General features: G+C 61.1%; 14 protein-coding genes. 9 read left to right on the top strand and 5 right to left on the bottom strand.

What is annotated here, in order from left to right:
- Positions 1-54 precede the first annotated feature (54 nt).
- The 3 genes from ACIROY_RS10535 (at position 55) to ACIROY_RS10525 (ending at position 2,613) form a co-directional block, all read left to right on the top strand.
- Entirely contained in the window at positions 55-990 is a 936-nt protein-coding gene (locus ACIROY_RS10535) for an exopolyphosphatase (protein ID WP_402273466.1), read from the top strand.
- A gap of 143 nt (positions 991-1,133) precedes the next feature.
- Positions 1,134-1,649: a MerR family transcriptional regulator gene (locus ACIROY_RS10530; protein WP_402341495.1), complete on the top strand. Its 516-nt coding sequence runs from the start codon at positions 1,134-1,136 to the stop codon at positions 1,647-1,649.
- The gene (locus ACIROY_RS10525; RefSeq protein ID WP_402341493.1) at positions 1,555-2,613 is read left to right on the top strand and encodes an aldo/keto reductase; all 1,059 of its coding nucleotides are present in this window, start codon (positions 1,555-1,557) and stop codon (positions 2,611-2,613) included. Before ACIROY_RS10530 ends, ACIROY_RS10525 begins: the two co-directional genes overlap by 95 nt.
- 112 nt (positions 2,614-2,725) lie before the next feature.
- Here the strand turns inward: ACIROY_RS10525 and lpdA are convergent, their stop codons facing one another.
- The 5 genes from lpdA to ACIROY_RS10500 all read right to left on the bottom strand — a co-directional run bounded on the left by lpdA (position 2,726) and on the right by ACIROY_RS10500 (position 11,066).
- Complete coding sequence (gene lpdA / locus ACIROY_RS10520) at positions 2,726-4,492, bottom strand: dihydrolipoyl dehydrogenase (protein WP_402341491.1); 1,767 nt, start codon at positions 4,490-4,492, stop codon at positions 2,726-2,728.
- Positions 4,493-4,631: 139 nt separating this feature from the next.
- Positions 4,632-6,305 carry a dihydrolipoyllysine-residue acetyltransferase gene (gene aceF, locus ACIROY_RS10515; protein ID WP_402273477.1) on the bottom strand — a complete coding sequence of 558 codons (1,674 nt, stop codon included), beginning with the start codon at positions 6,303-6,305 and terminating at the stop codon, positions 4,632-4,634.
- A 140-nt stretch (positions 6,306-6,445) separates the two neighbouring features.
- A complete protein-coding gene (gene aceE, locus ACIROY_RS10510; RefSeq protein ID WP_116433684.1) occupies positions 6,446-9,142 on the bottom strand; it encodes a pyruvate dehydrogenase (acetyl-transferring), homodimeric type in 2,697 nt (898 codons plus the stop codon).
- A gap of 413 nt (positions 9,143-9,555) precedes the next feature.
- Entirely contained in the window at positions 9,556-10,227 is a 672-nt protein-coding gene (locus tag ACIROY_RS10505) for an amino acid ABC transporter permease (RefSeq protein ID WP_402341489.1), read from the bottom strand.
- A 26-nt stretch (positions 10,228-10,253) separates the two neighbouring features.
- Positions 10,254-11,066 (bottom strand): transporter substrate-binding domain-containing protein, encoded by an 813-nt coding sequence (locus tag ACIROY_RS10500; RefSeq protein WP_402341487.1) that lies wholly within the window; start codon positions 11,064-11,066, stop codon positions 10,254-10,256.
- A gap of 315 nt (positions 11,067-11,381) precedes the next feature.
- On the opposite strand from ACIROY_RS10500, the gene ACIROY_RS10495 reads away from it, so the two are divergent.
- The 6 genes from ACIROY_RS10495 to ACIROY_RS10470 all read left to right on the top strand — a co-directional run bounded on the left by ACIROY_RS10495 (position 11,382) and on the right by ACIROY_RS10470 (position 18,787).
- Entirely contained in the window at positions 11,382-12,455 is a 1,074-nt protein-coding gene (locus tag ACIROY_RS10495; protein WP_402341486.1) for a DUF1338 domain-containing protein, read from the top strand.
- Entirely contained in the window at positions 12,445-13,851 is a 1,407-nt protein-coding gene (locus tag ACIROY_RS10490) for an FAD-binding oxidoreductase (protein WP_402341484.1), read from the top strand. Before ACIROY_RS10495 ends, ACIROY_RS10490 begins: the two co-directional genes overlap by 11 nt.
- Before the next feature lie 135 nt (positions 13,852-13,986).
- The gene (gene gcvA, locus ACIROY_RS10485; RefSeq protein WP_007876197.1) at positions 13,987-14,871 is read left to right on the top strand and encodes a transcriptional regulator GcvA; all 885 of its coding nucleotides are present in this window, start codon (positions 13,987-13,989) and stop codon (positions 14,869-14,871) included.
- A gap of 372 nt (positions 14,872-15,243) precedes the next feature.
- Positions 15,244-16,755 carry an aldehyde dehydrogenase family protein gene (locus ACIROY_RS10480; protein ID WP_402273491.1) on the top strand — a complete coding sequence of 504 codons (1,512 nt, stop codon included), beginning with the start codon at positions 15,244-15,246 and terminating at the stop codon, positions 16,753-16,755.
- A gap of 75 nt (positions 16,756-16,830) precedes the next feature.
- On the top strand, positions 16,831-17,919 hold the full coding sequence (locus ACIROY_RS10475) for an ABC transporter ATP-binding protein (protein ID WP_402273494.1): 1,089 nt from the start codon (positions 16,831-16,833) through the stop codon (positions 17,917-17,919).
- Complete coding sequence (locus ACIROY_RS10470; protein ID WP_402273496.1) at positions 17,912-18,787, top strand: ABC transporter permease; 876 nt, start codon at positions 17,912-17,914, stop codon at positions 18,785-18,787. The genes ACIROY_RS10475 and ACIROY_RS10470 overlap by 8 nt, the downstream gene beginning before the upstream one ends.
- The last annotated feature ends 12 nt before the right edge of the window (positions 18,788-18,799 follow it).

Raw genomic sequence — 18,799 nt, 5'->3', positions numbered from 1 at the left:
TCACATCCGGTCGGCCGGGAACGCATGGAATATTCAATCTTTAAGGGGACAAAGATGTCAGAAACGAAAAAATACCGTCTGGTGACACGGAGCGATTTTGATGGTTTGGTATGCGCCGTCCTGCTCAAGCATCTGGACATGATCGACGAGATCCTGTTCGTTCATCCGAAAGACATGCAGGATGGCAAGATCGCCATCAGCGACAACGACATCACCACTAACCTCCCCTTCGTGCCCGGTGTGCATATTGCGTTCGATCACCATTTGTCCGAGACCATCCGCCACACCGGCGAACGCAAGAACCACGTGATCCACCCCGAAGCGCCATCGGCTGCACGCGTGGTGTATGACTATTACGGCGGCGAAAAGGCCTTCCCGGCGTCGTGGGGCGACATGATGGCTGCGGTCGACAAGGGCGATGCCGCGCGCTTCAACGAGCAGGAAGTGCTCAATCCGGAAGGCTGGGACCTGCTCAATTTCCTGATGGATGCACGCACCGGCCTGGGCCGTTTCCGCGATTTCCGCATCTCCAATTACAACCTGATGATGGACCTGATCGAACTGTGCAAAACGCACACGATCGAAGAAATCATGGCGACGCCGGACGTCAAGGAACGCCGCGAACTGTATTTCGAACACGCCGACAAGTGCAAGGAGCAGATCCGCCGCTGCGCCACCGTGCATAAAAACCTGGTGGTGCTCGACTTGCGCAACGAAGAGGTGATTTTCGCCGGCAATCGCTTCATTATCTACGCACTATTTCCACAGACAAACATTTCCATCCACGTGCTGTGGGGCCTGAAGAACCAGAACACCGTCTTCGCCACCGGCAAGTCGATCCTCAATCGCACCTCTAAGACCAACATCGGCGCGCTGATGCTGGAATACGGCGGCGGCGGACATGAGAATGCCGGTACTTGCCAGATTGAAAACGATCGCGCCGAAGAAGTCCTCAAGACGCTGATCTCCCGCATCAACGCAGACGGCTAAGCCTTCCTGCAAGAAGACAGGGCGTTTGCAGCATCGTTATCAGCCACGCAAGCGCCCTGCCAGCAAAATCCCCCTGATGGTCTTGAAATAAGTCAAAATCCCCCCTTGACTTAGAGTGCGCTCCAACTTCTAGACTGCCTCACATGACCACTTCCCTGACCATACAACAAGCTGCTGCAAAGACCGGTCTGTCGGTGCATACCCTGCGTTATTACGAAAAGATCGGCCTGCTCGATCCGATCGCGCGCCAGGACAATACGCACCGCCTGTTCCGTGAAGAAGATCTGCTCTGGATCGGCTTCCTGCTCAAGCTGCGTTCGACCGGTCTGCCGATCCGCGACATGCTGCGCTATGCAGAACTGCGTCGCGCCGGCAATACGGCGGAAAGTGTGTCTGCACGGAAGGCATTGCTGCAACAGCATGCCCGCACCGTGGAAGAGACGATCGCCGAGCTGCAGAGCAACCTGTCCATCTTGCATATGAAGGTCAAAATGTATGAGGACGTGGAAGCCGCACTGCCTCCGGTCGTCGTCGCTCACCCGCAATCTATCGAGGACGCTTCCAATGACCACAGCAACGACAGCAACGACAGCAACAAACGCAACAACTCCACACGCAAAACCGGCGACCCAAGTCGGCACCCGCAAGCTCGGCGCTGACGGCCCGACCGTCTCCTCCATCGGCCTCGGCTGCATGGGCATGAGCGATTTCTATTCGAACCGCGACGACGCCGAATCCATCGCCACCATCCATCGCGCACTGGAACTCGGTATCTGCTTCCTCGATACGGCCGATATGTACGGTCCGCACATCAATGAAGAGCTGATCGCCAAGGCCATCAAGGGCAAGCGCGACCAGGTGTTCATCGCGACCAAATTCGGCATCGTGCGCGATCCGGCCAACCCGGCGGCGCGCGGCGTCAACGGCAAACCCGATTACATCCGCATGTCGGTCGAAGGCAGCCTGAAACGCCTGGGCGTCGACACCATCGACCTGTATTACCAGCACCGCATCGATCAAAGCACGCCCATCGAAGAAACCGTGGGCGCGCTGGCTGATCTGGTCAAGGCCGGCAAGATCCGTCATATCGGCTTGTCGGAAGCCTCGTCACAGACGCTGGAGCGCGCCAGCAAGGTCCACAAGATCACCGCGCTGCAAAGCGAATACTCGCTGTGGACGCGTGATCCGGAACAGGACGTGCTGGCGACGTGCAACAAACTCGGCATCGGCTTCGTGCCGTACAGCCCCCTGGGACGCGGCTTTTTGACCGGTGCGATTACACATCCGGACCAGTTCGACGCAGATGATTATCGCCGCCACAATCCGCGCTTCCAGGGCGAAAACTTTGCGAAGAATCTGCTTTTGGTGGAGAAGGTGAAAGAGCTTGCAACGCGTTACGAATGCTCACCGTCGCAACTGGCGCTGGCCTGGGTGCTGGCGCAAGGCGAGCATATCGTGCCGATCCCCGGCACCAAGCGTCGCAGCTATCTGGAAGAAAACAGCGGCGCCCTGGCGGTGACGCTGACGGCATCGCATCTGGAAGAACTGAACCGGCTGTTCCCCGCCGACGCAGCTGCCGGTCCGCGTTACACCGAAGAAGGAATGCGTATCGTCAACGGTTGATTCTGAAACCGTAGCAGCAATCGACGAGGCAATAAAAAACGGCTGGCATCTTGCGATGTCAGCCGTTTTTCTTTCCGCTTGCCCGCAGTGTCCGGCGTGCGAATTACTCGAATTACTTCTTGCGCATCGGCGGCAAGTCGGTGCAGACGCCCTTGTAGACTTCTGCCGCCATGCCGATCGATTCGCCCAGCGTCGGGTGAGGATGGATGGTCTTGCCGATGTCGACGGCGTCCGCACCCATCTCGATGGCCAGCACGATTTCACCGATCATGTCGCCGGCGTGCGTGCCGACAATGCCGCCGCCGACGATGCGATGTGTCTCAGCATCGAACAGCAACTTGGTGAAACCTTCCGAACGGCCGTTGGCAACGGCGCGACCGGATGCGGCCCACGGAAAGTGGCCCTTCTCCAGCTTGATGCCCTTGGCCTTGGCTTCGTCTTCGGTGATGCCGACCCATGCCACTTCCGGATCGGTATAAGCCACCGAAGGAATGACGCTGGCGTCGAAGTGGCTCTTCTCGCCTGCAGCAGCTTCCGCGGCAACATGCGCTTCGTGCACGGCCTTGTGCGCCAGCATCGGCTGGCCGACCAGGTCGCCGATGGCGAAGATGTGCGGTACGTTGGTGCGCATCTGGCTGTCGACCGGAATGAAGCCGCGATCGGTCACGGTCACGCCCGCCTTGTCGGCAGAAATCTTCTTGCCGTTCGGGCTGCGGCCGACGGCGACCAGAACCAGATCGTACAGTTGCGGCTCAGGAGCTTTGGCGCCGGCTTCTGCTGCCTCAAAGGTAACCTTGATGCCTTCCTTCAATGCTTCGACGCCGACCGTCTTGGTCTTCAGCATGATGTTGTCGAAACGCTTTTCGTTGAACTTCTGCCACACTTTAACCATGTCGCGGTCCGCGCCTTGCATCAGGCCGTCCATCATTTCAACGACGTCGATGCGCGCACCCAGCGTCGAGTACACAGTGGCCATTTCCAGGCCGATGATGCCGCCGCCGATGACCAGCATGCGCTTGGGCACCTGGCGCAGTTCCAGCGCGCCGGTCGAATCGACGATGCGCGGATCTTGCGGCACAAACGGCAGGTTCACCACCGACGAACCGGCGGCGATGATGGCTTGCTTGAACTTGACGGTCTTCTTGCTGCCGTCGGCTGCGGTCACTTCGATGTGGTTGGCGCCGACGAACTGGCCCACGCCTTGCACGACGTTGACCTTGCGCGCCTTGGCCATGCCGGCCAGGCCACCGGTCATGGTGCCGATGACTTTTTCCTTGTAGGCGCGCAGCTTGTCGATGTCGATTTCCGGCTTGGCGAAAGTGACGCCGTGCGAGGCCATCGCGGCGGTTTCATCGATGACGGCTGCGACGTGCAGCAGTGCCTTCGACGGAATGCAACCGACGTTCAGGCAGACGCCGCCGAGGGTCGAATAACGCTCGACCAGCACGGTGTTCATGCCGAGGTCGGCGGCGCGGAACGCTGCGGAATAACCGCCGGGACCTGCACCGAGGACCATCATGTCGCATTCGATGTCGGCCGAACCGCCGAAGCTGGCGGCGACCGGAGCCGGTGCTGCCGGCGCAGGCGCTGCCGCAGCAGGGGCGGCAGCGGGCGCAGCTGCCGGAGCAGCAGCCGCGTCACCGCTGGCTTCCACCAGCAGCAGCACGGAACCTTCGGCAACCTTGTCGCCTACCTTGACCTTCAATTCTTTGACCACGCCAGCCGTGCTGGACGGGATTTCCATGCTGGCCTTGTCGGACTCGACGGTGATCAGCGATTGCTCGACCTTGATCGAGTCGCCGACCTTGACCAGCAATTCGATTACTTCCACTTCCTTGAAATCGCCGATATCGGGGACTTTGACTTCGCTCAGACTCATGTCTTAACTCCGTAAATTCTGTTGTTCGCTGGTGTGCGCTGCGCTGTCTCATTTCACGAATGGATGCGCGACGCTGCTTTGTGCGTGCCTGAAACTGAAGCGCCGCACCGATTTTCGTCGGTACGGCGTAACGGCAAAATTACAGCAGCGACTTACGCAAATCGCCCAGCACTTCAGCCAGATAGGCCGAGAAGCGCGCGCCCATCGCGCCGTCCACCACGCGGTGGTCGTAGGACAGCGAGGTCGGCAGCATCAGGCGCGGCACGAATTGCTTGCCGTCCCAGACTGGTTTGATGATCGACTTGGACAAGCCCAGGATCGCCACTTCAGGTGCATTGATGATCGGCGTGAAGGCCGTGCCGCCAATGCCGCCCAGGGACGAAATGGTGAAGGTCGCGCCTTGCATGTCCGCAGGCTTCAACTTGCCGTCGCGCGCTTGCGCCGACAGGTCGCCCATTTCGGTGGCGATCTGGCCGATGGTCTTCTGATCGGCATTCTTGATCACGGGCACCACCAGGCCGTTCGGCGTGTCGGCGGCGAAGCCGATGTTGTAGTACTGCTTCAGGATCAGGTTTTCGCCCTTGGCATCCAGCGAGGAATTGAACGCCGGGAATTTCTTCAGCGCCGAGACGCTGGCCTTGATCACAAACGCCAGCATGGTCAGCTTGACCGGCGACTTGGCCTTGGCGTAGGCGTCGTTGGAGGTCTTGCGGAATTCTTCCAGCTCGGTCACGTCGGCTTCGTCGAATTGCGTGACGTGCGGGATCATGACCCAGTTGCGATGCAGGTTCGGACCACTGATCTTCTTGATGCGCGAGAGCGGCAGCAGTTCGGTCGCGCCGAACTTGCTGAAGTCCAGCGACGGCCATGGCAACAGATCCAGGCCAACGCCGCTGCCGTTCTTGGCTGGCGCGGAAGATGCCGTACCGGCGCCGCCGGCCAGTGCCGCCTTGACGAATTTCTGGATGTCTTCCTGCAGGATGCGGTTCTTCGGGCCGGTGCCAACCACGCGGGTCAGATCAACGCCGAGTTCGCGGCCGTACTTGCGTACCGACGGCGATGCATGCGACTTGTTGGCGGAGCCCGGTGTGACGGCGGCGACCGCCATCTCGGGAACAGCTGCCGGAGCCGATGCTGGCGCCGCGGCGGTTGGAGCCGAAGCTGCCGGCGCGGGTGCCGCAGCGGCAGGCGCTGCCGGAGCAGCTACGCCGCCGGTGGCTTCCACCACGGCAACCAGCGAACCCTTGGCAACCTTGTCGCCGATCTTGACTTTCAGTTCCTTGATCACGCCGGCGTGGCTGGACGGGATTTCCATGCTGGCCTTGTCGGACTCGACGGTCAGCAGCGATTGCTCGACCTTGACGGTGTCGCCGACCTTGACCAGCAGTTCGATCACTTCGACTTCGGCGAAATCGCCGATATCGGGGACGAGGATATCTTGTACGCCGCCCGAAGCTGCCGGGGCAGCCGCAGGCGCAGGAGCGGCCGGTGCCGGTGCAGATGCTGTCGCGGCGGCAGGAGCAGCAGCGGCTGCAGCCGGAGCTGCTGCTGGTGCAGTAGGGGCAGCAGCGGCGCCTTCGGCGTCCACGATCACGACCACGGAGCCTTCAGCGACCTTGTCGCCGATCTTCACGCGGATCTCTTTGACCACGCCTGCATGGCTGGATGGGATTTCCATGCTGGCCTTGTCGGATTCGACCGTCAGCAGGGATTGTTCGATTTTGATGGTATCGCCTACCTTGACCAGGACTTCAATGACTTCGACTTCCTTGAAGTCGCCAATATCCGGTACTTTTACTTCGATTTGACTCATCTCTTGCGCTCCGTTTGTTCTGGATCCGGTACGTTGCAACTATGCAGCGTCGAATGTATGTCCACTCATGTTGAAGGCGGCTTGCCGATATTACCTGACAAGCCGCCTTGCGGATGGTTTCAAGTTCGCCTATTGGCGAATTACACCGTCACCGGATTTGGTTTTTCCGGATTGATGCCGTACTTGGCGATCGCTTCGGCAACCACGGAAGGCTTGATCTTGCCTTCGTCAGCCAGCGACTTCAGCGCAGCCACGGTCACATAGTGACGGTCGACTTCGAAGAACTCGCGCAGCTTGGCGCGGGTGTCGGAACGGCCGTAACCGTCGGTACCCAGCACCTTGTAAGTACGGCCCTTCGGTACGAAGGCGCGGACTTGCTCGGCGTAGGTGCGCATGTAGTCGGTCGACACCACGATCGGACCTTCGGTGCCTTCCATCGATTGCTCGAAGTGGCTCTTCTTTGCAGCGTCGGCGGGATGCAGCATGTTCCAGCGTTCCACGTCCTGACCGTCGCGCGCCAGCAGCGTGAACGATGGTGCGGACCAGACGTCGGCGTCAACCTTCCAGTCGTCGCGCAGCAGATCGGCAGCAGCGATGACTTCGCGCAGGATCGTGCCCGAACCCAGCAGTTGCACGCGCAGCTTGTTCTTCTTGCTGCTTTCGTTCAACAGGTACAGGCCCTTGAGGATGCCCTCTTCCTGACCGGCCTTGATGCCCGGGTGTGCGTAGTTCTCGTTCATCACGGTGATGTAATAGAACACGTCTTCCTGGTTGCCGACCATGCGGCGCAGGCCGTCATGGATGATCACGGCGACTTCGTGGGCGAAGGTCGGATCGTAAGGCACGCAGTTCGGAATCGCCGAAGCAAACACGTGGCTGTGGCCGTCTTCGTGCTGCAGGCCTTCGCCGTTCAGCGTAGTGCGGCCGGCAGTGCCGCCGATCAGGAAGCCGCGGGCGCGCATGTCGCCGGCAGCCCAGGCCAGATCGCCGATACGTTGCAGACCGAACATCGAGTAATACGTATAGAACGGAATCATGATGCGGTTGTTGGTCGAGTACGAGGTCGCCGCAGCGATCCACGAGCTCATGCCGCCCGCTTCATTGATGCCTTCCTGCAGGATCTGGCCGGCCTTGTCTTCGCGGTAGTACATGACCTGGTCCTTGTCGACCGGTTCGTACAGCTGGCCGACCTGGCTGAAGATACCGATCTGGCGGAACAGGCCTTCCATACCAAAGGTACGCGATTCGTCGACCATGATCGGCACCACGCGTTGACCCAGGCTGCTGTCGCGCAGCAGCGCAGTCAGCACGCGCGAGTACGCGGCGGTGGTCGAGATTTCACGGCCTTCGGCAGTCGGCTCCAGCATGACCTGGAATGCAGACAGTTCAGGGACGACCAATTTTTCGTCAGCTTGCGGACGGCGCTGCGGCAGGTAACCGCCCAGCGCTTTGCGGCGCTCGTGCAGGTATTGCATTTCCGGGGTGTCGTTGGACGGCTTGAAGAACGGGATGTTCGGCAAGTCGGCGTCGGAGATCGGCAGTTGGAAACGGTCGCGCATGGCCTTGATGGCTTCGTCGTCCAGTTTCTTGGTGTTGTGTGCGGTGTTGCGTGCTTCGCCGGATTTGCCGAAACCATAGCCCTTGATCGACTTGGCCAGGATGACGGTCGGTTGATCCTTGCTGTCCTGCGCAACCTTGAATGCTGCGTAGATCTTGTGCGGATCGTGGCCGCCGCGGGTCAGGCGCCAGATGTCGTCGTCGGACATCTTGCTGACCATCTCGAGCAGCTTTGGATGCTTGCCGAAGAAATGCTTGCGCACGAACGCGCCATCCTTGGCCTTGTAGTTCTGATATTCGCCGTCGACGGTTTCCATCATCACTTTTTGCAGGATGCCTTCCTTGTCCTTGGCCAGCAGCTCATCCCAGCCGCTGCCCCAGATGACCTTGACGACGTTCCAGCCGGCGCCGCGGAAATCGGATTCCAGTTCCTGGATGATCTTGCCGTTGCCGCGCACCGGACCGTCCAGGCGTTGCAGGTTGCAGTTGACCACGATGACCAGGTTGTTCAGCTTTTCGCGACCGGCCATGCCGATGGCGCCCATCGATTCCGGCTCGTCCATTTCACCGTCGCCGCAGAAGGCCCAGACCTTGCGGTTGTCGGTCTTGGCGATGCCGCGTGCGTGCAGGTACTTCAGGAAACGCGCCTGATAGATCGCCATCAACGGGCCCAGGCCCATCGACACGGTCGGGAACTGCCAGAATTCAGGCATCAGCTTCGGATGCGGATACGAGGACAGACCGTGGCCATCGGCTTCGCGGCGGAAGTGGATCAGCTGGTCTTCGGTCAGGCGGCCTTCCAGGAAAGCGCGTGCGTAGATACCCGGCGAGGAGTGGCCCTGGATGTACAGCAGGTCGCCGCCGTGGTCTTCGGTCGGGGCGTGCCAGAAGTGGTTGAAACCGATGCCCAGCATGTTCGCCAGCGAAGCGAACGAGGACAAGTGGCCGCCCAGGTCGCCGTCGACGCGGTTGGCCTTGACGACCATCGCCATGGCGTTCCAGCGCATCCACGAGCGCAGGCGCTCTTCGATTTCCAGGTTGCCCGGGCAGTGTTCGCCCTGGTCGGCGGGAATGGTGTTGACGTATGCGGTGTTGCTGGAGAACGGGATGTGGGCGCCGCGGCGGCGAGCCAGATCGACCATGCGCTCCATCAGGTAATGTGCGCGTTCCGGGCCTTCGGCGTCGATCACGGCTTCGAGGGCGTCGAGCCACTCTTGCGTTTCAATCACATCGGGATCGTTGGCGGCTTGCGCCAGGACTTGGTCGATTTGGGCTGACATGGTACGTCTCCTGAGTTGAAGGGGATCGGCGGGTAGGCCGGATCGCTAAGCTGCGATCGTTAAGCTGCACTACGGCGCTTGTTCAAGCTGCAAATACGCCGTAACACGATTTCTTGGATTCTTTGTGCCAATACTTTACGGTCTTTGCGCCGCGTGGACGAGGCATTTTAACAGGGCTTTTTTAATTTTCAAATAGCGATATTTGATTTCATATTATGGGAAATTGCTGCAAAGCGGCATAAACACTCACTCTCCCGCCCGGTGTTTTTTTAGCATCTCTCTTGAAATCTGAAAATTCGGGCTTGGTTGCAGTGCATCGAAAACCTTGTCATCGCCCCGATCAGGGCCTCGCCGGTGGAGCAATCCCTTGCAATTCCTTGTCCGGCCTGCGAAATGCGAGTGCGGCGATCTGATTAAAATGCGGGTTGGTAAGCTTTTTTGAAGCGTGCTTCGACCCGGCGATGAATACCGTACTCATATAAGAGACACAGGCCCCAATAAATGAAAGCCGCAATCAGATAGAAGGTGAAGGGCCGGAACGTGACCGAAATGATGTCGCCGGTGTATTTCATCAATTCGGCGACGGTAATCACCGACAGCACCGAGGTGTCCTTGAACAGGCTGATGAGGGTATTGCTGATGCCGGGGATCGCCAGCCGCAGCGCCTGCGGCGCGATGATATTGCAAATCGTCTGGAACCGCGTCAGGCCCAGGCTGTACCCGGCGCTCCACTGACCTGTGCTGACGCCTTCCATGGCGCCGCGCATGGTTTCCGACAGGTAGGCGCTGGCGTTGGCGGTCAACACCAACGTCCCGATGACGATCAGCGGCAGGTCGATGCCGGCCGCGCCCAGCCCGAAATACACCAGGAAAGCCTGTATCAGTTGCGGCGTGCTGCGCATGAAACTGACATAGATATGCGCCAGTCCCGCCAGCACCGGCACGTGTTCGTGTCGGATGAACGTCACCAGCATGCCGAGCGGCAGGCCGAACAGCATGCCGAGAACGGCGTACAGCAAGGTATAAAACGTCCCCAGCAGAACAAGATTGCCGGAATCGGCGACGATGGAAAGAAACTCTGCCATGAGTATAAGTAGGGAAGGCGATGCCGTCAGCGCGCTGGCGCAGGCGCACGGGAGGCGTCCAGCCCGAACCATTTGCGCGACATGCGCACGTAACTGCCGTCTCGGATCATGTCGGCGATGGCGGCATCAACGGCAGCCTTGAATTTCGGATTGTTCTTCTTGAACGGAATGCCCTGCTTCTGCGCCTCGCCGATGGCCGCGGCTGCACGCAGAGGCAGCTTCGCCTCCTGCATCATGTAAGGCACCAGCAAGCGGTCGTTCAAGGCGGCGTCGATGCGGCCGTTGGCCAGGTCCTGCAGGTTGAGCGGCGCCGACACATAAGTCTTGACGTTGATGCCGCCGACGGCGTTGAGTGTTTCGGCATAGCTGCTGCCCTGCCCCACGCCGACCGTCTTGCCCTTGAGGCTGGCGAAATCGCGATATTCGGATTTGTCGTCCTTGCGCAGGATCAGCTGCGCCGTCGAATAGGTATAGGGATGCGAGAAGTCGAACTCGGCTTCTCTCTTGGGCGTCATGGTGACTTCGGAAACGATGGCGTCGTACTTGCCGACCTGCAGCCCGGCCAGGATGCCGACCCACTCGGTGGCGACGAACTCCACCTTGACGCCCAGCCGGTCGGCCAGCGCGCGTGCGAACTCGACATCGAATCCGGCCAGCTCGCCGGTCTTCTTATCCTTGAAATTGAATGGCGGATAGGTCCCTTCGAGCGCCACGCGCAAGGTGCCGCGCGCCTTGACGCTGTCGAGCAGGTCCGGCGTCGCGGCAGTTGCAGCAACGGCCGCTCCCGTCGCCGCGAACCAACCCAGCAGATATATAGCAATGATCTTTTTCACACGCATCGTCGCACCTCGCCGTTAGCTGAACCGGGCGCAATATACGCGAAAAGAATCGGCTTTCACGCGGCATTCCTTGTGGGGAAAGCAAAGACGGCGAACTATCCCAAAATGATTACGCGCTACTAGAATTTATTCAAAACAAAGGAGGAACGAGCGTCTGATCATTTGTCGGCTGAGACGGAAGCCGTCAAAAAGTCTGGCAGGCATTTCAGCGTTTGCATGAGAAAAATGCATTCGAACATCAGTATTAATCGTTTTGTCACGCGCCCGGAGCGTCTTAAGATGCCTCCATCCAATAAGGAAGCAAACAAGGCCAGCATGACCACTCCAGCCCGCGACAGCAATCTGCATCTCCTGTTAACTTCGGCATGTCAGAACGACAACGCCGTCCAGCGCCTGTTCGACCTGCTCGACGTCCCGGCATCCACCCTGCGGCCGGCCTCGATCAGCGTCACGCGGTTGGAGCTGGCGCAGGCGCTGAACATGCTGCTGTTCGACAAACTGCTGCAGGCAGTCCCGGCCGGACGCGACTACGTCGCCGATGCGGCGGCGGCAGGCACCAAAATCTGTTTCGACCATGGTGCGGTGCGTACCGTGCTGCGCGGCAAGGCCGGCTCCTTCCCCGACGGCGAGACGCTGTTCACGCGCATGTTCCTGCCGCTGGGCTACCAATTGGCCGGCCTGTATCCGCTGCCCCGCATCAACATGACCGGCCACGTCTACAGCCACATCGACGATCCGGAAAACATTGCCCAGTTCTTTGTGAGCGAACTGCACCCGGAAAAATTCTCTCCCGAATTCCAGCGCACCGTCGACGCGCTGCTGGCTACCTCGCGCGATCCGCTGCAAGCCGACATGCTGACCCTGCTCGACAAGCTGGCTGCCGACGGCACGCTGCCGATCACCTCGGCACAGCGCCTGCTGCCCGCGATGCTGGGCTGCTTCGCCCGTCACCACGATCTGCCGACGCTGCCGCAATACGAAGCGCTGCGCACCGAATCCGCCGAGATGGCCTGGATCTCCACCGAAGGCAATGTCTTCAACCATGCCACCGACCGCGTCGCCGACGTCAACGCCACTGCGGAGCACCAACGTCAGCTGGGACGCCCGATCAAGGACGAGGTCGAAGTCTCGCGCAACGGCCGCGTACGCCAGACCGCCTTCCGCGCCGGCAAGGTCGGCTATCAGCTCAAGGATGCCGACGGCGCCCTGGTCGACGTCACCGTGCCGGGTTCATTCTATGAATTCATTTCGCGCGATACCTATATAGATGACGCCGGCGTGCGCAAGCTCGACCTGACGTTCGACAGCGGCAACGCGCAAGGAATTTTCAAGATGACCGCCGGTGCGACCGCAGAGGCGGCGACAAAAAGCAGCGACAATGTCCGCTGAGTCCGCACTGGAAAAAATCGCCGCACTGCTGGGACCGGGCGGCTGCATCGTCGAAGCCGCCGCCCGTGCGCCGTATGAGCACGGCCCGCGTTACGGCGCCGGCACCGCGCTGTGCATCGCCCGCCCGGCCGACGTCGCCGAAGCCGCCGAACTGATGCGGCTGTGCGCGGCGGACAAAATCAGCATCATCGCGCAAGGCGCCAATACCGGCCTGGTCGGCGCAGCCTCTCCCGACGCGTCCGGCCATCAGCTGGTGCTGAGCATGGAACGCATCAAGGGCGTCATCGACATCGATCCGGTCGACGGCGTGATCCAGGCCTGGGCCGGCACGCGATTGTCGGACCTGAACCAGGCGCTGGAACCTCATGGCCTGTGCTTCCCCATCGACCTCGGCGCCGATCCATCGGTCGGCGGCATGCTCGCCGCCAATACCGGCGGCGCGCGCCTGATCCGCTACGGCGACGTGCGCCACAACACGCTGGGATTGCAGGCGTTGCTGATGCAGCCGCCCGGCGAACTTCTGGAGCTGGGCAACCGCCTGCGCAAGAACAATACCGGCCCGGACTGGAAGCAACTCTTCATCGGCACCGCCGGCAGCTACGGCATCGTCACGCAAGCCGTGCTGCGCGCCCACCCTTTGCCGCGTCAGCGCGCCACCGCGCTGGTCGTGCCATCGTCGCCGGAAGCGTCCTTGCGCCTGCTGCAGGACGCCGAACGCGAATTCGCCGATTTCCTCAGCGCCTTCGAAGGCATCTCGCAAAACGCGCTGGAATCGGTGCAGCGCCATCTGCCGCAAGCGGTCGCGCCGTTCAGCCCGGTGCCGCCGTATGCACTGCTGATCGAACTGAGTTCATCGGCCGCAGCGAACGAACAGTTCAACCTGGAGCTGTTGTTCATGAGCTGGCTGGAGCGCCACTTCGACGACGCCATCGTCGACGCCGTGGTGGACAAACCCGACACGCTCTGGCGCCTGCGCCACGCCATCAGCGACAGCGTCAGGCAGGAAGGCAAAGTGGTTGCCTTCGACATCTCGGTGCCGCGCTCGCGCATGCCGGCTTTCCGTGAAGAAGCGCTGGCGCTGATCGCGCGTGACTTTGCCGGCGCCGACGTTTACGACTTCGGCCATTGGGGCGACGGCGGCGTGCATTTCAACATCGCCATCGCGCCGGCGCAGCAGGAACATTTCCCGCCGCCGCGCATCGACGCCTTGCGCACCGCCATCTATGACCTGGTGGTGCACAACTATCGCGGCAGCTTCAGCGCCGAACATGGCATCGGCCCGTTCAACCAGCATTATTACGATCGCTATCAGGGCCAGGCGCAGCAAATGCTGGCGGCACGCATGCAACCGGTTTTCGATCCGCATTACCTGCTTGGCAATACGCGCTTTGGCTGAATACGCCCGGAACAAGCCCCAACCAATCGCATGGAACAGGGAAGCTCTGCCATGACAAATACTCATGGCAACGGCAACAACGCTGGCACCGCTTTTGCTATAGTGCGGGGTCATCCTTCCAGCGGATTCCGCTCCATGCGCCGATTCATCCCGTCTACGTCCTGCCTGATCGCCTTCGACACGTCGGCGCGCCACCTGTCGTTTACCAAGGCCGCGCACGAACTCCACATGACGCAGGGTGCGGTCAGCCGCCAGGTCGCGATCCTGGAAGACTACCTGAACGTCAAGCTGTTCGAGCGCATCAACCGCCGCCTGATCCTGACCGAACCGGGCCGCGACTACGCGTCGCAGGTGTCGAGCATCCTCAAGCAGATCGAGATGGCGACCTTCCAGGTGATGACCTACAACAGCCTGGCCAGCGTGCTCAACCTGGCGATCTTGCCGACCTTCGGCGTGAAATGGCTGATTCCGCGCCTGACCAAATTCGCCGCCGCCTATCCCGACGTGCTGCTCAACCTGAGCACCGAGGTTTTGCCCTTCGATTTCAACACCCGCCAGGTCGATGCGGCGATCCACTTCGGCGAGCCGGACTGGCCAGATACCGTGATGGTCCGCCTGATGGGCGAAGAAGTGCTGCCGGTCTGCAGCAAAGCCATGAACGATCGCATCTCGTCGGTCAGCGACCTGGCCGACATCACCCTGCTGCAGCACACCACGCGGCCGCAGGCATGGCAGGACTGGTTCCGCCATGTCGGCGTGGATTGCCCCAACGCGCTCGCCGGACCGCGTTTCGAACAACTGGCGATGGTGATTCAGGCGGCCGTAGCCGGCATGGGCGTGGCGCTGATGCCCAAGTTCATGGTCGAAACCGAGATCAGCCTGGGCCAGTTGCACGTGCCTTTCCCGTTCGCGGTGAAGAGCCCGCAATCGTATTACCTGGCCTATCCCGAGAAGAACGCCAGCAAGCCCGCCGTCATCAAATTCCGAGACTGGATACTGAGCGAACTGCAAGCAGGCTGACAGCTTCGGCAGCCCGTTTTGGAAATACGCTCAAACACACTAAAAGTCATGTTGAAACAAGTCGACATGCCATTTCCCCAACGCATCAAAGTGGTGCAACACGACGAACAAGCGCGCTGCGCCGTCTTCCCCAAAACCCTCCCAACCCTATGTAGCTAGGCGATTGGCGCGACATTGCAATTGATGCATCGCACCATCGCGGCGCACCACGGCGCCTCCCTCCAGAACATTTTCGTGCATTAGCAAATGTAATGATGTCGTGACATTTTTTGATTTTAAAAAACGCCGCCTTATTCCTTATACTCGGGCGTCGAACGCTGCTGCAATGCTATTGCACCGCTCTTGCATCCTACTCAGCCACAAAGGAATTTCATGCCCTCTTCCCGTTTCTTCGCCACCCTGAATTTTGATCTGGCCGCCTACACCGGCAGCGATCTGACCATCCGTTCGCCGCGCGACGGGCAACTGCTTGCCACACTCAAGGCGCACACCACGGCGCAAGCGGAAACCGCGTTGGCCGATGCGCAGACCGCCTTCCTGGCCTGGCGCGAAGTGCCGGCGCCGGTGCGCGGCGAACTGGTGCGCGTGCTCGGTGAAGTGCTGCGCGAACATCGCCAGGCGCTGGGCGAACTGGTCACGCAGGAAGCCGGCAAGATCCTCTCCGAAGGCCTCGGCGAAGTGCAGGAAATGATCGACATCTGCGACTTTGCCGTCGGCCTGTCGCGCCAGCTGCACGGCCTGACCATCGCTTCCGAACGTCCCGGTCACCGCATGATGGAAACCTGGCATCCGCTGGGCGTGTGCGGCGTCATCACCGCCTTCAACTTCCCGGTCGCGGTCTGGGCATGGAACGCTGCCCTGGCGCTGATCTGCGGTAACGCGGTGGTGTGGAAGCCGTCAGAAAAGACCCCGGTCGTCGCACTCGCCGTGCAAGCGCTGTTCGCCAAGGCGGTCGAGCGTTTCTCGGCGCAGCGCCCGAACGTGGTGCCGGCCAATCTGTGCCAGATCCTGATCGGCCGCGCCGAGATCGGCGAAGTGATGTCGCGTTCGCCGCTGGTGCCATTGGTCAGCGCCACCGGCAGCGTGCGCATGGGCCGCAAGGTCGCCACCGTGGTTGCCGAACGCCTCGGCCGCAGCCTGCTCGAACTGGGCGGCAACAACGCCATGATCGTCGCGCCGTCGGCCGACCTGAGCCTGGCGCTGCGCGCCATCACCTTCTCCGCCGTCGGCACTGCCGGCCAGCGCTGCACCAGCCTGCGCCGCCTGTTCGTCCACAGCAGCATCCATGACCAGGTGGTCGCGCAGATCAAACGCATCTATGCCAGCGTCAAGGTCGGCGATCCGTTGCTGGCCGATACGCTGGTCGGCCCGCTGATCGACAAGGCCGCTTACGACGCCATGCAAAGCGCCCTGCAGCAAGCGCGCGGACAAGGCGGTGAAGTCACCGGCGGCGAGCGCGTCGACGTGCTCGGCGATGGTGTCTATGTCCGTCCCGCACTGGTCTGCATGCCCGGCCAGACTGCCATCATGCATCACGAAACCTTCGCGCCGATCCTGTATGTCGTCAAGTACGACGACCTGGCCGACGCCATCGCACTCAACAACGCCGTGCCGCAAGGCTTGTCGTCGGCGATCTTCACCAATGACGTGCGCGAAGCGGAAACCTTCGTCTCCGCCGTCGGCAGCGACTGCGGCCTGGCCAACGTCAACATCGGCACCAGCGGCGCTGAAATCGGCGGCGCCTTCGGTGGTGAAAAGGAAACCGGCGGCGGCCGCGAATCCGGCTCCGACGCCTGGAAGAACTACATGCGCCGCGCCACCAATACGATCAACTACAGCAAGACCTTGCCGCTGGCGCAGGGAGTGAAGTTCGACATCGACTGATCACTGCCTGAACGTCACCGCGCCAAAGAATAAGCAAAATAAGCAGTCAGCCACATAGCCACCGGAGATGCATCGATGTCGTTCCTCAAGTTGGAAAACCTGTCCAAGCGCTACGGCGATTTCACCGCCGTGGAAAACCTTGACCTGACAGTGGAAAAAGGCGAGTTCGTCTCGCTGCTCGGCCCTTCCGGCTGCGGCAAGACCACCACGCTGCAGATGATCGCCGGCTTCGTCGAAGCCAGCGCCGGGCGCATCCTCCTCAACGGTCGCGACATCACCAACGAGAAGCCCAACCGGCGCGGCCTGGGCATCGTGTTCCAAAGCTATGCGCTGTTCCCGCACATGACGGTGGCGGACAACGTCAAGTTCGGCCTGGAGATGCGCAAGGTCGGCGCGGCGGAAAGCGCCGAGCGCGTCAAGCAGGCGCTGGCGCTGGTGCACCTGGACAAATTCGGCCATCGCTATCCGCGCGAATTGTCCGGCGGCCAGCGTCAGCGCGTGGCGCTGGCGCGCGCTTTGGTGATCCAGCCGCCGATCCTGCTGCTGGACGAACCGATGTCCAACCTCGACGCCAAGCTGCGCGAAGAAATGCAGATCGAACTGCGTGAAATCCAGCGCAAGGTCGGCACCACCACCATCATGGTCACGCACGATCAATCCGAAGCGCTGTCCATGAGCGACCGCGTGGTGGTGATGGAAGCCGGCCGCGCCGTGCAGGTCGGCAAGCCGTTGGAAACGTACGAGAACCCGGTCAACGCCTTCGTCTCACAATTCGTCGGCAAGGCCAACCTCTTGCCCGGCACGGTCGAATGGGTCAGGGACGACAGCGCCGGCGTACGCGTCGGCAACCATGTGCTGGAAGTGCAAGGCACGGCCCTCACGGTCGGCGAGCAAACCACGCTGTGCATCCGTCCGGAAAAAATCGAATGCTGTACCGAAGCCGAAGAACAATTGGGCGGCGTGGTCGCTTCCAGCTTCTTCCTCGGCAATCAATGGCTGTATCGTTTCGAAACCGATTGCGGCGATATTTTGGTGATCCTGAAGAACAACGGCCAGACCTCCTGCCAGCCGGGCCAGCGCGTGTCGCTGCGCTGGCCGACGTCGGCCATGCGCGCGGTCGAGCCGGCGCCTGAATCTGCGAGCTTGCGGAGCGCGCATGTCTGACCGCGCTGCGTCCTCACTCAAGCCGAAGCGGTCGCTGCCCTATATCCTGACGGCGCCGGCCACGCTGCTGTTCGCCACGATGGTGCTGGTGCCGCTGCTGCTGACCGCGCTGCTGGCGCTCAACAGCTACGACGACAGTGTCGGCATCAAGTCGACCTACGACCTGCACAATTACCTGGCGATCTTCGGCGACGATTATTACCTGCGCATTTTCTGGCGCACCTTCTGGATCGCCGGACTGACCACGCTGATCTGCGTCATCGTGGGCGCGCCGGAAGCCTACGTGCTCAGCCGCATGAGCCGCAAGTGGCGTGCCTTCTTCCTGATCGTGATCCTGGCGCCGCTGCTGGTGTCGGTGGTGGTGCGTGCGTTCGGCTGGAGCATGCTGCTCAGCGCCGACGGTCTCATCAACCATGCCCTGCAAGCCTTGGGCATGGCGCCGGTGAAGATGCTCTACACCTCCGGTGCGATCGTGGTGGCGCTGGTGCACGTGATGCTGCCGTTCATGGTGATCCCGGTGTGGACTGCGCTGCAACGGCTGGACCCGACCGTGGAACACGCGGCCTTGTCGCTCAATGCTTCGCAAGCGACCGTGCTGCGCCGGATCCTGTTGCCGCAAGTCGCTCCCGGCGTGCTCTCGGGCAGTCTGATCGTGTTCGGCCTGAGCGCCAGCGCCTTCGCGATCCCCGGCCTGCTGGGCGGACGCCGCCTGAAGATGGTCGCCACCACCGTGTACGACGAATTCCTCGGTTCGCTCAACTGGCCGCTGGGCGCCTCGATCGCCATCGTGCTGCTGGTTGCCAATCTGATCATCATGATGACTTACAACCGGATCCTGGAACGCCGCTATTCCAAGACCCTGGGCTGACGGAGACACAAG

Source organism: Herbaspirillum sp. NPDC101396 (assembly GCF_044767365.1).
Lineage (GTDB): Bacteria > Pseudomonadota > Gammaproteobacteria > Burkholderiales > Burkholderiaceae_D > Herbaspirillum.
Note: the sequence above shows the minus strand (reverse complement) of the source record. Positions and strands in the feature narration are given on the sequence as shown.

Excerpts from the sequence above, each read along its gene's own strand:
- aceF (WP_402273477.1), bottom strand. The coding sequence starts at position 6,305 with ATGAGTCAAATCGAAGTAAAAGTACCGGATATTGGCGACTTCAAGGAA.
- lpdA (WP_402341491.1), bottom strand. The coding sequence starts at position 4,492 with ATGAGTCTGAGCGAAGTCAAAGTCCCCGATATCGGCGATTTCAAGGAA.
- ACIROY_RS10495 (WP_402341486.1), top strand. The coding sequence starts at position 11,382 with ATGACCACTCCAGCCCGCGACAGCAATCTGCATCTCCTGTTAACTTCG.
- ACIROY_RS10500 (WP_402341487.1), bottom strand. The coding sequence starts at position 11,066 with ATGCGTGTGAAAAAGATCATTGCTATATATCTGCTGGGTTGGTTCGCG.
- ACIROY_RS10530 (WP_402341495.1), top strand. The coding sequence starts at position 1,134 with ATGACCACTTCCCTGACCATACAACAAGCTGCTGCAAAGACCGGTCTG.
- aceE (WP_116433684.1), bottom strand. The coding sequence starts at position 9,142 with ATGTCAGCCCAAATCGACCAAGTCCTGGCGCAAGCCGCCAACGATCCC.
- ACIROY_RS10490 (WP_402341484.1), top strand. The coding sequence starts at position 12,445 with ATGTCCGCTGAGTCCGCACTGGAAAAAATCGCCGCACTGCTGGGACCG.
- gcvA (WP_007876197.1), top strand. The coding sequence starts at position 13,987 with ATGCGCCGATTCATCCCGTCTACGTCCTGCCTGATCGCCTTCGACACG.
- ACIROY_RS10470 (WP_402273496.1), top strand. The coding sequence starts at position 17,912 with ATGTCTGACCGCGCTGCGTCCTCACTCAAGCCGAAGCGGTCGCTGCCC.
- ACIROY_RS10480 (WP_402273491.1), top strand. The coding sequence starts at position 15,244 with ATGCCCTCTTCCCGTTTCTTCGCCACCCTGAATTTTGATCTGGCCGCC.
- ACIROY_RS10475 (WP_402273494.1), top strand. The coding sequence starts at position 16,831 with ATGTCGTTCCTCAAGTTGGAAAACCTGTCCAAGCGCTACGGCGATTTC.
- ACIROY_RS10535 (WP_402273466.1), top strand. The coding sequence starts at position 55 with ATGTCAGAAACGAAAAAATACCGTCTGGTGACACGGAGCGATTTTGAT.
- ACIROY_RS10525 (WP_402341493.1), top strand. The coding sequence starts at position 1,555 with ATGACCACAGCAACGACAGCAACGACAGCAACAAACGCAACAACTCCA.
- ACIROY_RS10505 (WP_402341489.1), bottom strand. The coding sequence starts at position 10,227 with ATGGCAGAGTTTCTTTCCATCGTCGCCGATTCCGGCAATCTTGTTCTG.